This is a genomic window from Streptomyces sp. 35G-GA-8 (assembly GCF_023534745.1).
In the GTDB taxonomy this organism is placed as follows: domain Bacteria; phylum Actinomycetota; class Actinomycetes; order Streptomycetales; family Streptomycetaceae; genus Streptomyces.
In genome coordinates this window covers 241,688-254,836 of sequence record NZ_JAMHJQ010000009.1, presented here as the reverse complement: position 1 = coordinate 254,836, position 13,149 = coordinate 241,688, and the positions used below count along the sequence as shown (strand labels likewise).

Genomic DNA, 13,149 nt, shown 5'->3' with positions numbered 1-13,149 from the left:
TCCTGGTGGAGGGCGTCCCGCTCTGAGTTCACATGGCTCTGAGCAGGGCGCCCTCGCGCCATTTGAGGATCTTGTCGAAGCTGACCACCGCGCCGCGCCCCGGCCGGTTCCCGAACTGCACATGATCGGCGAGCTGCTCGATCAGCCCCAGCCCCCTGCCGTTCTCGGCCATGAGCGCGGGGGCGGGGGTAGGCGCGGGCGCGGGGGCGGGGGCCGTACGCCGCACCACCCTTCGGGCGGGAAATCCCGGGCCCGAGTCGGCCACTTCGATACGGCATCTCTCGCCGTCCAGATACGCGGTCACCCGGTACGCCCCCGGTGGCTCACCGGCCCCTTCGTTCCCACCGTGCTCAACGGCGTTCGCACAGGCTTCGCTGAGCGCGACCGACAGGTCGAAGGAGATGTCAGGGTCGACACCCGCGGTGTCCATGGCGCCGAGCAGAAGGCGGCGGGCGAGCGGAACGCTCGCGGCTTCGCGCCGCAAGTGGACAGACCACCAGATGCTCATGCTCCAGCCTCCAGGCTGCGGCTCGACATACCGGCGCTCGACATATCGAGGCTCGACATACCGATACGTATTGCCCCGCGTCTCCGGTCTAAGCACGCGGTTGACGTGATAGCCCTCATTCGGCGGACGCGTCCGTGGCGCACCGCGGTGTAGGGGACGGGGCACAGCGGTATGGCCAGAGACCGTGCGAGGACCTGGCGGGGACGGTGGCGGGGACCGGGCAGAGATCCGGGCAGAGATCGGGCAGAGAGTGACCTTCCGGACCTGCCCTACGGCGTCCGGGGCCGCAGTGCGATGATGACCCGGCCATGTCCAGTCCCGTCCGCATGTACGCCGGAGCCGCGCCGCGGCTGCTGAGGGCCGCGGTGTTCACCGCGGTCTGCGTCGTGCTGTCGGCGACCGGGCATGTACTGGCCGCCTGCGCGCCGGTCCCCTGGTGGACCCTGCTCCTCGGCTTCCTGGGAGTGTTCGCGGTCGCCGCACCGCTCGCCGGACGGGCACGCTCGACCGGCTCCATCGTCATCGCCCTGATGGGTGGTCAGCTCGGCCTGCACAGCCTGTTCGGCGCCGGCCAGCAGCACCTCAAGGTGCCGGCGGGCACGGACGACGCGCTGATCAGACTGGCCGCGAAACTGGTCTGCGGACCGGGCCCCGCCTCGCTCAGCGCGGTGGACGCACAGCGGATCGTCGCCAACGCGGGGATCAGCCCGGTGGATTCGGCGACGAGCACCCATCAGCACATGGTGTCCGCGTTCGGACCCGCGGCCTCGACCGCCACGTCGGCCACCACCGCGGGCGAAGGGCTGCTGCCCTCCCTCCCCATGGTGCTCGGGCATCTGCTCGCCGCCCTCGCGACGGGCTGGCTGCTGCGCCGCGGGGATCTCGCCCTTCTCCGGCTCACCCAGCTGTCGACGCAGGGTATCGGCGAAGTGACCGACAGTGCGCTGCTGCGTGCCCTGCGCGCGGCTCTCGCCCTCGTACGGGCCCTGCGCGCCGGGCTGCCCGGCGTGCCCGCGCCGCAACCGCGCGCCTGGCGTGGCCCGTACCGTACTCTCCCGCCACCGTCCGGTGAGACGCTCCAGCACACGGTGATCAGACGCGGCCCTCCGGCCGTATTCGCTCTCGCAGCCTGACGCGACACCCCCGCGCTTTCGCGTGCCGATGGACATCGGACACGGACCGGGGTGAGGTCGCGATGCCGTCGCACACCGCTGCGGCGCCCCCGTCTGTTCACCCCTCTCTACTTTCTCTCGCACCGTGGAGTGCTCTGTGTTCTCAGTAATGAACGTCACCCGCGTCTCCGTTGCCGGCGGTATCGCCGCGACCTCCCTTCTGCTGATGGCCGGCTCCGCCTCCGCGCATGTCGGCGTGCAGCCGCAGGGCGAGGCCGCCAAGGGCGGTTCCGTGACGGTCAACTTCAAGGTCCCCAACGAGCGCGACAACGCCTCCACCGTCAAGGTCGAAGTGAATCTCCCTGCCGACCACCCGCTGGCGTCCGTGCTGCCGCAGCCCTTGCCGGGTTGGAAGGTCGAAGTCACCAAGACCAAGCTCGCCAAGCCGCTGGAGATGCACGGCAACACGATCACCGAGGCCGTGTCCAAGGTCACCTGGACCGCGGACGGCGGCAAGATCGGACCGGGCCAGTTCCAGCAGTTCCCGCTCTCCGTCGGACAACTCCCCGAGGACGCCGACCAGCTGGTCTTCAAGACGATCCAGACGTACGACAACCAGGACGTCGCCCGTTGGATCGAGGAGCCCAAGGAAGGCGCGGCGGAGCCCCTGAGCCCCGCGCCCGTGCTGAAGCTCACCGCGGCCACCGGGGACGGGCACGGCGCCTCGGCCACCGCCGGGACCGAGGCGAAGGACGAAGCGAAGCACGCGACGGCCTCCGCCGACGCGAGTGACACCACCGCCCGTGCCCTCGGTCTCATCGGCATCCTCGTCGGCATCGCCGGGGTGACCTTCGCCGTGCTGGCCGGCCGGCGCCGTACGGCCTGACGCTCCCCTCACGCGCCAGGGCCCACTGCTACGGCTACGGCTACGGCCACGGCCACGCGCACCACGGCACCACCCACACCACGTACCCGCGGCGCCCGAGACACGCGGGGCCGGGAATCAGATCCGGCCCGCGTGTCCGGTGCCCGTACTCCACGACCAGGAAATATCCCCATGCGCACGAAGACAGTGACGTCCCGCAAGAAGGCAGTGGCCTCCGCCGCCGCCCTCGTCGCGGCTCTTGCACTCACCCTGACCGCCTGCGGCGGTGGCGACGACTCGGCGAAGCCCGTCGCCGATGTCTCCGCCGAGCCGAAGACCCAAGCCGCGACCGTGCTCGACACACCGTTCAAGAAGCCGAACCTCGTCCTGAAGGACACCAAGGGGGAGTCGTACGACTTCCGCGAGGCGACCAAGGGCAAGCCGACGCTCATCTACTTCGGCTACACCAACTGCCCGGACGTCTGCCCGACAACGATCAGCAATATCGCCATCGCCCGTAAGTCGCTGCCCAAGGCCGACCAGGACAAGCTCCAGGTCGTCTTCGTCACCACCGACCCGGAGCGGGACACCTCCGCCGAGCTCGGCAAGTGGCTGGCCAGCGCGGGCGATCCGTCCTTCGTCGGTCTCACCGGCGACTTCCCCACCATCCAGGCGGGCGCGCGTCAGCTCGGCATCGGCATCGACGCGCCCAAGAAGGAGAAGGACGGCACCGTCGTATCGATGCACGGCGCGCAGGTCATCGCGTTCTCACCGAAGACCGACGGCGGGTATGTCCTCTACGGCGAGGACGCCTCCTCGGACGACTACGCCAAGGACCTGCCGAAACTCATCAAGGGTGAGACCCCGTGAACCGCCGTGCCCCCCTCGCTCTCGCGGCCGGACTGACCGCCGCGCTCGCGCTGGCCGGCTGCTCCTCGGCATCATCCGCTTCCTCCTCTTCGTCCGACGCTTCCGCCAACCCCTCGGGCAACGCACCTCAGTTGAAGGTCAGCGGTGGCTATATGCCGCGCCCGGTCGGCGATCTCGCGGCGGGCTTCCTCGTCGTCACCAACAGCGGTGGCGCCGCCGACAAGCTCACCTCGGTCACCAGCGACATCTCCGACGACATCACGATCCACAGCACCGAGAACCAGAAAATGCGGAAGGTGAAGTCCTTCGACATCCCGGCCGGCGGCGAACTGAACCTCGCGCGTGGTGGCAACCACATCATGTTCATGAGTCTCAAACGCCAGCCGGAGCAGGGCCAGAAGGTCGGCATTGAACTGCACTTCGAGAAGGCCGACCCCATCAAGGTCGAGCTTCCCGTGAAGGAGATCAACTACAACCCGGCCCAGCAATGAGGGACTGAGGGACCATGACAGCCACCGCCCCGCGCTTCGGATCCGCACCGTTGGTGCGGCTACTGCTCATTGCCACGGTGCTTCTCGGCACCGTCTTCACCGTGCTCTCCGGCACGGCGTCGGCGCATGCCGCACTGACCGGGAGCACCCCCGAGGACGGGGCGGTGGTCGCCACCGCTCCCAAGGACATCAGCCTCACCTTCTCCGAACAGGTCGCCATGGGCGACGACTCGATCCGTGTGCTCGATCCGGACAACAAGCGCGCCGACGCCGGGAAGATCCGCGATCTGAGCAGCGGCGGCACCATCACCTACGGCATCGACCTCCGCACGGGGCTGCCCGACGGCACCTACACCGTCGCCTGGCAGGCCGTCTCCGCCGACAGCCATCCCATCTCCGGCGCCTTCACCTTCTCCATCGGAGCGCCTTCGACAACCACGGCCGCCGTGCCCAGCGGGGAAGCCGGCGGGGGACTGGTCGGCACCCTCTACGACATCGCGCGCTATATCTCGTACGCCGGTTTCATCCTCCTCGTCGGTGGTGCAGCCTTCGTCCTCGGCTGCTGGCCGCGCGGAGCGTCCGTACGTCCCCTGCAACGGCTCGTCGTACAGGGCTGGCTCACCCTCACCGCCGCCACGCTCGTCCTGCTGCTCCTGCGGGGCCCGTACACCGGCTCGGGCAAACTGGGCGACGCCTTCGATCTCGGCGGACTACAGGACGTCCTGGCCACAAAAACCGGAGCGGCGCTCGTCTCCCGGCTGCTGCTGCTCGGCGCCGCCGCCCTGTTCGTGGCCGTCCTCTTCGGCGCGTACGCCAAGCGGGAGACGCCCCGGGACGAGGAGGAGAGCAAAGAGAGGAAGGACCTCACCTTCGGACTCGCCGTGGGCGGCACCGTCGTCGCGGCCGGGATCGCCGGAACGTGGGCGCTCGCCGAGCACGCCTCGACCGGGATCCAGACCGGTCTCGCCATGCCGGTGGATGTCCTGCATCTGCTGGCGGTGGCGGCCTGGCTCGGCGGGCTCACGGCGCTGCTCGTCGCCCTCTACCGGGCACCCTCCATCGAGAACGCGGCGGTGCGGCGCTTCTCGCGCATCGCGTTCATCAGCGTCGTCGTACTCGCCGTGACCGGGCTCTACCAGTCCTGGCGTCAGGTCGGATCGTGGTCGGCGCTCTGGGGCACGTCATATGGACAGCTCCTTCTGGTCAAGGTCGGGCTCGTCGCTGTGCTGGTCGGGATCGCTTGGTTCTCCCGTCGGTGGACGGAACGGCTGGGACAACGGACTGATGAGGCAGGGGCAACGGAGGCAGAGGCAGGGACAGGGAAAGAGGCACGGGCAGGAATCGAGGCGGATGCGGATGCGGATGCGGAGGCGGAGGCCAAGACCAAGGCCAAGGCCGAAGCCGAAGCCGCGACGGGATCGGAGACTGGGAGTGGGACCAAGCCCGCCGCGGCGACGACCGTCGTTGGTGACAGTGAGAGAGCTACCCAGCTCGCACGGCAGAAAGCCGCACTGGCGACTGCTCGCCAGAAGCGGATCCGCGACGCCGATCCGAGGCGAATCGGACTGCGCCGATCCGTACTGGCCGAAGCCGGAGTCGCCGTGGTGCTCCTCGCCGTCACGACCGTACTGACCTCCACCGAGCCGGGCCGTACCGCCGAGCAGGAAGCAGGCGCGACCGGCGGCACGGCCGCCACCGCGCCCACGTCCGAAGGCCCCGTCGACCTCACGCTGCCCTTCGACACCGGCGGCGAGAACGGCAAGGGCACCATGCGGCTCACCCTCGACCCCGGCCGCCCCGGCGCCAACGCGATGCATATCTACGTCGACGGCCCGGACGGACAACCACTGGATGTGCCCGAGGTGAAGGCCGCCTTCACCCTCACGGCCCAGAAGATCGGTCCGCTGCCGATCGTGCCCGAGCGCTTCGCTCCCGGGCACTGGAGCGCGGGCGCCGTACAGATCCCGATGCCGGGTGAATGGCAGCTCCAGCTGACCATTCGTACCTCCGACATCGACCAGACCACCGTCGACAAGAACGTGAAGATCGGCTGACCCATCGTGAGCGAGACAACCCGGCAGGACCACGACAACCGGCACGGCCACAACGACGACCGGGCCCCTCTCGCCGGTATCTCCAGGCGACGGCTCCTCGGCACCGCTGGCGCCGCCGGCGCGACCGGACTCGCCCTCGGGGCGGTGGGTGGAGCCGGCGCCTACGCGGCGAGCCGCCCCGCGCCGGCGACCGCTCTGACCACCGTCGGCACGGACTCCGTCCCCTTCCACGGCGCGCACCAGCCCGGCATCACCACCCCCCTGCACGCCCGTGGCCATCTGATCGCCTTCGACCTGGCCCCGGGCGCGGGACGGAAGGAAGCCGCCGCGCTGCTGCGCCGCTGGTCGGCCACGGCGCGGACGCTGATGGCGGGGGAACCGGCCGCGGGCGGCGGCGCGGGAACGGCAGAGGCGGACGGCGGCCATGACACCGGTATCGCCCTGGACGCGGGACCCTCCTCCCTCACCGTGACCTTCGGATTCGGCCGCACCTTCTTCGACCGTACGGGCCTGGCCGCCCGGCGCCCGGCCGCTCTGGATCCGCTGCCCGCCTTCTCCTCGGACCATCTCGACGCCGGACGCAGCAATGGCGATCTCTGGATCCAGATCGGCTCCAACGACGCGCTTGTGGCCTTCCACGCGCTGCGCGCGCTCCAGAAGGACGCGGGCGAGGCGGCCCGGGTGCGCTGGCAGATGAACGGCTTCAACCGCACCCCCGGCGCCACCGCCCACCCCATGACCAGCCGGAATCTCATGGGTCAGATAGACGGCACCGGCAACCCCAAGCAGTCGGACCCCGACTTCGACCGGCGGATCTTCGTCCCGGCGACCCCGGCGGCCGGCACCCCGTCCTGGATGGCGGGCGGCTCCTACGCGGTCGTACGGCGTATCCGTATGCTCCTGGACGACTGGGAAAAGCTCTCGCTCACCAAGCAGGAGCAGGTCATCGGCCGCCGCAAGTCCGACGGCGCGCCGCTCACAGGCGGTACGGAGACGACCGATCCGGACCTGGACCGGTTGGGACCGGACGGCAAGCCCGTCATCCCCGGCAACGCGCACGCCCGGATCTCGACACCGGAGGCCAACGGCGGGGCCGCGATGCTGCGCCGTCCCTTCTCCTTCCACGACGGGATCGGGCCGGACGGGACCCCGGACGCGGGGCTGCTCTTCGTCTGCTGGCAGGCCGATCCGCTCAAGGGGTTCGTACCGGTGCAGCGCAAGCTCGACCGGGGGGACGCCCTCTCGGCGTTCATCCGACATGAGGCGAGCGGTCTCTTCGCGGTGCCGGGGGGCGCGCGCGAGGGGGAGTACGTGGGGCAGCGGCTCCTGGAGTCCTGAGCCCGGGCGCCCCCCACCTCGGGGTTTACGAGCCCGGATTCACGAGAGGCGTCGGCACATTAGGGTGACCGTATGTCGGCCACGCGCTACACGTATCTCGGCCCCGAGGGCACCTTCACGGAAGCGGCCCTCCGTACGCTCCCGGAATCAGCCACGCGGGAACTCGTCCCCATGGTCTCCGTACCGGCGGCCCTCGACGCCGTGCGGAACGGGGATGCCGCGGCCGCACTGGTACCGATCGAGAATTCGGTGGAGGGCGGGGTCACCGCGACCCTCGACGAGCTCGCCTCCGGCGAACCGCTGATGATCTACCGCGAGGTGCTGCTGCCGATCACCTTCGCCCTGCTCGTACGGCCGGGGACGGGGCTGTCGGATGTGAAGACGGTGACCGGTCATCCGGTCGCGCAGCCGCAGGTGCGGAACTGGCTGCGGGCCCATCTGCCGGACGCTCTGTGGGAATCGGCCGCGTCGAACGCGGACGGGGCGCGGCTGGTGCAGGAGGGCAGGTTCGACGCGGCCTTCGCGGGTGAGTTCGCGGCGGCGACGTACGGCCTTGAGCCCCTGGTCACCGAGATCCATGACGCGGAGAACGCGGAGACGCGCTTCGTTCTGGTGGGCCGGCCCGCGCGTCCGGCGGCGCCGACGGGCGCGGACAAGACGTCGGTCGTCATCTGGCTGGGCGACGACCACCCGGGCGCGCTGCTCGAACTGCTCCAGGAGTTCGCGGTGCGCGGGGTCAACCTGATGCTGATCCAGTCGCGGCCGACGGGCGCGGGAATCGGCAATTACTGCTTCGCCGTGGACGCCGAGGGTCATATCTCGGACCGGCGGGTGGGTGAGGCGCTGATGGGGCTGAAGCGGATCTGCCCCAAGGTACGGTTCCTCGGCTCGTACCCGCGGGCGGGAGTGTCCCCTGCCGATGTGCCGCCGCTGCGGCCAGGGACCTCGGACACGGCGTTCATCGAGGCATCGGACTGGCTGGCGCGCAGCCAGGACGGCCGCGCCTGAGGCCCGGCCGCGCCTGGTCGTATCGTGCCGCAGGACCTGTGGATGTATCGCGGAGTTATCCACAGGCTTGGCCGTCACCCTGGGGACAAGTCGACAACGCAGACCTGCGCAGTCGACAAATCGCTCCGGTCACCCTCTCTCCGTCCACAGGGCACCGAGGAGCCTCGCGTCACCTCAATTCCCGTGATCAACTCGTTAGAGCGAGCAATTCCCACCCGAATGAGTGCGCAAAGCGGGTTTGAGAAGAGAATCGATCCGACTGTCTCCGGCTTTCGAGGCAACCTTTTCGGCGATCCACAGATCCTCCACACAGCCTGTGGATAACTCTGGAGCCCTGTGCATTTCTGTGGACAACGCAGGCCGCAACCGGCTCAAGTCCCGTGCCACACAAGGGAAGTGAGTCAAGGGAGCTACACCGGAATGCCTCGTTCCGGGGAATTGCGCCCCCTTTATTGACGAACGCCGAGCGACCGGCAACGGTTTTCCCGACAGGTTTACCAATTCCGGCAATTAGGACAAAGTGGCACGCCTGTTGATATCGGGTGGGGCGCCGTCAGTGCGCACGGGTAGCCTGGTGGGGTGATTGACCTTCGCCTGCTCCGTGAGGACCCCGACCGTGTTCGCGCCTCCCAGCGCGCCCGTGGAGAGGACGTCGCGCTCGTGGACGCCCTGCTCTCCGCCGACGAGCGGCGCCGGTCGTCCGGCCTGCGCTTCGACGAGCTGCGCTCCGAGCAGAAGTCGCTCGGCAAGCTGATCCCCAAGGCGTCCCCGGAGGAGAAGGCGGAGCTGCTCAGGAAGGCGGAGCAGCTGAAGTCGGACGTCAAGGCCGCCGACGCCGAGCAGCACGAAGCCGACGAGGACGCCAAGCGGCTGCTCCTCCAGATCGGCAACATCATCCACCCCGACGTCCCGGTGGGCGGCGAGGAGGACTTCGTCGTTCTGGAGACGCACGGCACGATCCGTGACTTCGCGGCGGAGGGCTTCGAGCCCAAGGACCACCTGGAGCTCGGTGAGGCGCTGGGCGCCATCGACGTCGAGCGGGGCGCCAAGGTGTCCGGCTCGCGCTTCTACTATCTGACGGGTGTCGGCGCGCTGCTGGAGCTCGCCCTCGTCAACGCGGCGATCGCGCAGGCCACCGAGGCCGGCTTCATTCCGATGCTCACGCCCGCGCTGGTCCGCCCGCGCGCCATGGAGGGCACGGGCTTCCTCGGCCAGGCCGCAGAGAACGTGTACCACCTGGAGAAGGACGACTACTACCTGGTCGGTACGTCAGAGGTGCCGCTCGCCGCGTACCACATGGACGAGATCATCGAGGCCGACAAGCTGCCCCTGCGGTACGCGGGCTTCTCGCCGTGCTTCCGCCGCGAGGCCGGGACGTACGGCAAGGACACCCGGGGAATCTTCCGGGTCCACCAGTTCGACAAGGTCGAGATGTTCTCGTACGTCGATCCTGCCGATGCGCAGTCCGAGCACCAGCGGCTGCTGGACTGGGAGAAGCAGTGGCTGACCGGCCTCGGGCTGCCCTTCCAGGTGATCGATGTGGCCACGGGCGATCTGGGTGCCTCGGCCTCGCGCAAGTTCGACTGCGAGGCGTGGATCCCGACCCAGGGCAAGTACCGCGAGCTGACCTCGGCGTCCAACTGCGACGGCTTCCAGGCCCGCCGGCTCTCCGTCCGGATGCGGGACGGCAAGCAGGTCAAGCCCCTGGCGACGCTGAACGGCACGCTGTGTGCCGTCCCTCGCACGATCGTGGCGCTGCTGGAGAACCACCAGCAGCCGGACGGCTCGGTGTGGGTGCCCGAGGTGCTCCGCCCGTATCTGGGCGGCCGTGAGGTACTGGAACCGATCGCCAAGTGAGTACGGACCCCACAGCGGCGCCCGCGCCCTCGCACTCCCCCGCGCCGACGTCCCCGCCCGTCTCGGGGCCGTCGTCCTCGGAGCCGTCGTCGTCCGGGCCGTCGTCCTCGGAGCCGTCATCCTTGGAGCCGTCGTTCCCGTACAGGCTGGTCGCGACCGATCTGGACGGCACGCTGCTGCGTGAGGACGGCACGGTCTCCGGGCGTACGCGCGAAGCGCTCGCCGCCGTCACCGCGGCGGGCGCCGCGCACATCATCGTCACCGGACGTGCCGTGCCGTGGACCCGGCACATACTGGACGATCTGGGGTATGAGGGTCTCGCGGTATGCGGTCAGGGTGCGCAGGTCTATCACGCCGGTGAGCACAAGCTGCTGACGTCACTGACGCTGGACCGTCAACTGGCCGGGCTGGCGCTGGCCAAGATCGAGGGAGAGGTCGGCCCGCTGGCACTGGCCGTGAGCCGGGACGGACTCGACGGCGATGTACTGGTCGGCCCCGGCTACCAGTTGCAGGACGGCCCGCTCCCGACAGTGCTGGTCGACGATCCGGCGGAGATGTGGTCGGCTCCGCTCAACAAGGTGTACATCCAGCATCCGCGGCTGGACGACGACGCGTTGGCGCAGGCCGCGCGGGCGGTGGTCGGCAGTCTGGTGGACGTGGTGATGGCGGGCCCGGGTGTCGTGGAGATCCTTCCGCTGGGCCTGAGCAAGGCCACCGGACTCTCGCTGGCGGCGCGCCGTCTGGGCGTCAAGGCGGCGGACACGATCGCCTTTGGCGACATGCCGAACGACATCCCGATGTTCGGCTGGGCACGGCACGGTGTGGCGATGGCCAACGCACACGAGGAGTTGAAGGCCGTGGCGGACGAGGTCACGGCGTCGAACGAGGACGACGGCATCGCGCTGGTGCTGGAGAAGCTGCTGGGCCAGAGCCGGGCCTGATCGAGAAAACCGTCCCCAGGACTTGTGGGTCCGGTTCGGCTCGGCAAGCCTTTGTCTTGCCGGTCGGAGAATCCGCCGGGGAAGGGGCGGCCCGCGCGGATGCGCGCTCGAAGCGGCCGCCCCCTGGGCAGCGCGCCGGCGGCTGCGCGGAGTGGTGATGGCTACTCCGGTGCCTACGCGGTGCTGCCCCGCTGGGAACTCGACGGACTCGGCCTCCCGGTCATCGCCGTGCTCCGCTCCCGGTCCGGGGTGTGTTCCGACACAACTACTCTGACCGGCAGGGCGGTTCCGCGCCACCGAATATCGGCGGCACGGTCCGCGCCCGTCCAAGAGATGCCGCGGACGGACGCGGACCGTCCCCAGAGGATCAGCGGCGCTTACGCCCGCGACGCAGATCCCTCAGCTGATGGACGACGTCGTCCACCCTGGCGTCCACGCGGTGGATGTCCGCGGACATCTCGCACAGCCGGTTACTGATGGCGGCGACAACCCGATTGGTCGCGTCGAGCCGCCGGTCCAGACTGTCGAGCCGGTATGACATCCGGTTCAGAACCGGCCCCAACTCCCGCAGCGCGACCCCGACTCCACCGAGGCAGGCCTCGACATCGGTGACCCGCCGGTCGAGGTCCACGTACCCCTTCCGAAGATCGTCTTCGGCATCGAGGAGGTACGTACGGACGCACCGCGCGATGTCGCTGTCGCGAAGAAGCATCGCGATGTTGAGGACGGCGCGACGGGTGTAGAGCGTGAGGCTGGAACGCCTCTGTGGATAACTCCCGCCGCCCCCGGATGAGAGTGACATCTTGTCACTCTGATATTCCCGCAGGTCAGAGCCTCGCAGTACATGCATCCCGTTCTCGGACAGCTCTGCGCGATGCCTCGCGGTCAACTGCCTGATGACGTCTGTGGATACTTCGAAGTACCGCGCGACGCCCTCGGTCGCGATGTGTACGCCGTCGTGCAGCAGCCGCAGCGCCTTGACCTTGTCGAGCGCCTCGACCCGCCCCACAACGCTGTCGCGCATCGTGCGCGATTCGAGCAGAGCACCTTCAGGTGGCATGGAAATGCCTTCCCCTTGTAGAACCGATGATGGTCGGCCCTGTCCCCGGGCTTCAGGGGCGGAGGTCGGCTCACGGTGGCTACTCACTCAATGACCGGTGCGGCTTTCGATCCGGCACCGGCAATCCCCAGTTTCACAAAGGCTCGACGCTACGAATCCCAGTTGCCTCCACGCACCCCGAACAACGAGCCGATAAGCGTACAGTTACGCCGCAACCCCCGCCTATCGGGCAGGGGTTGCGGCGTAACGACGGCGTACGTCGGATGACGCGCCGGACAGAAGCAGACAAGGGCAGGCGGAGACAGCGGAGGCAAGCCCTCGGCTCACTCCTCGCCCGCGAGCGTCAACGTCCGTAGTTTCTGGCCCGCGTACCAGGTCGCGACCACCGACACACCCACCAGCAGGACCACTGCCAGCGGCAGTCCGACGTCCGAGGTGATCGTCGTCCCGTCGCCGATCTTCTGGGCGAGGGCCAGGGACCACTGCTGGACGCTGAGCGTGCGCGCGCCCGCGACCAGGCTGCCGAAAAGGGTCTCCCAGACCAGCGCGTAGACGAGACCTATGACCACCGCGTGCCGGCTGACCGTACCGAGCAGCAGGAACAGCGCACTGTAGGCGATCGAGGCGACCAGTGCCGCGACGGTATAGGCGATGGCGATCTGCTGGCCATTGCCGTTCAGGATGAATCCGGCGACGAACGTGGGGATCGCGGAGAACGCCATCGTCACGGCTATCGCCACGAGCAGCTTGGTGAAGATGATCGTCGACCGCTTCACCGGCTTGGACAGCAGATAGACGATCGAGCCGTCATCGATCTCGGGCCCGATCGCGCCCGTCCCCGCGATCACGCCGATCAGCGGCACCATCGTGGCCAGGGCGAAGCCGCCCAGCACGTCGGAGGCGACCTGGTCGTCCACTCCGTTGAAGCTGCGGACAGCCGCCGCGATGAGGATCAGCAGAGCGGGCAGTACGAAGAGGATCGCGGCCCGGCGCCTGCCGAGCAGGGCCCGGTAGGTGAGCCGGGCGACTGTGGGGTTGTACATGA

General features: G+C 69.0%; 12 protein-coding genes. 9 read left to right on the top strand and 3 right to left on the bottom strand.

Annotation, left to right across the window (positions count from 1 at the left end; genetic code table 11):
• Positions 1-28: 28 nt before the first annotated feature.
• Positions 29-508: an ATP-binding protein gene (locus tag M1203_RS22235; RefSeq protein WP_249951527.1), complete on the bottom strand. Its 480-nt coding sequence runs from the start codon at positions 506-508 to the stop codon at positions 29-31.
• Between the two features lie 308 nt (positions 509-816).
• Between M1203_RS22235 and M1203_RS22230 the strand changes: the two genes are divergently transcribed.
• From M1203_RS22230 to M1203_RS22190, 9 genes are all read left to right on the top strand, one after another.
• Positions 817-1,641, top strand: a complete 825-nt coding sequence (locus M1203_RS22230) for a hypothetical protein (protein WP_249951526.1) — start codon at positions 817-819, stop codon at positions 1,639-1,641.
• Between the two features lie 148 nt (positions 1,642-1,789).
• A complete protein-coding gene (locus tag M1203_RS22225; RefSeq protein WP_249951694.1) occupies positions 1,790-2,506 on the top strand; it encodes a YcnI family protein in 717 nt (238 codons plus the stop codon).
• Between the two features lie 171 nt (positions 2,507-2,677).
• Positions 2,678-3,355 (top strand): SCO family protein, encoded by a 678-nt coding sequence (locus M1203_RS22220; RefSeq protein ID WP_249951525.1) that lies wholly within the window; start codon positions 2,678-2,680, stop codon positions 3,353-3,355.
• Complete coding sequence (locus M1203_RS22215) at positions 3,352-3,846, top strand: copper chaperone PCu(A)C (protein ID WP_249951524.1); 495 nt, start codon at positions 3,352-3,354, stop codon at positions 3,844-3,846. Before M1203_RS22220 ends, M1203_RS22215 begins: the two co-directional genes overlap by 4 nt.
• 14 nt (positions 3,847-3,860) lie before the next feature.
• Positions 3,861-5,900, top strand: a complete 2,040-nt coding sequence (locus M1203_RS22210) for a copper resistance protein CopC (protein ID WP_249951523.1) — start codon at positions 3,861-3,863, stop codon at positions 5,898-5,900.
• A gap of 78 nt (positions 5,901-5,978) precedes the next feature.
• Positions 5,979-7,238: an iron uptake transporter deferrochelatase/peroxidase subunit gene (efeB, locus tag M1203_RS22205; protein WP_249951693.1), complete on the top strand. Its 1,260-nt coding sequence runs from the start codon at positions 5,979-5,981 to the stop codon at positions 7,236-7,238.
• Positions 7,239-7,310: 72 nt separating this feature from the next.
• A complete protein-coding gene (gene pheA / locus M1203_RS22200) occupies positions 7,311-8,246 on the top strand; it encodes a prephenate dehydratase (RefSeq protein WP_249951522.1) in 936 nt (311 codons plus the stop codon).
• A gap of 579 nt (positions 8,247-8,825) precedes the next feature.
• A complete protein-coding gene (gene serS / locus M1203_RS22195) occupies positions 8,826-10,103 on the top strand; it encodes a serine--tRNA ligase (protein ID WP_249951521.1) in 1,278 nt (425 codons plus the stop codon).
• Between the two features lie 122 nt (positions 10,104-10,225).
• Complete coding sequence (locus tag M1203_RS22190; protein WP_249951520.1) at positions 10,226-11,044, top strand: HAD family hydrolase; 819 nt, start codon at positions 10,226-10,228, stop codon at positions 11,042-11,044.
• Positions 11,045-11,411: 367 nt separating this feature from the next.
• Here M1203_RS22190 and M1203_RS22185 read toward each other — a convergent pair whose 3' ends face one another.
• A complete protein-coding gene (locus M1203_RS22185) occupies positions 11,412-12,104 on the bottom strand; it encodes a hypothetical protein (RefSeq protein WP_249951519.1) in 693 nt (230 codons plus the stop codon).
• Between the two features lie 323 nt (positions 12,105-12,427).
• Entirely contained in the window at positions 12,428-13,147 is a 720-nt protein-coding gene (locus tag M1203_RS22180; RefSeq protein ID WP_249951518.1) for an ABC transporter permease, read from the bottom strand.
• Between the last annotated feature and the right edge of the window lie 2 nt (positions 13,148-13,149).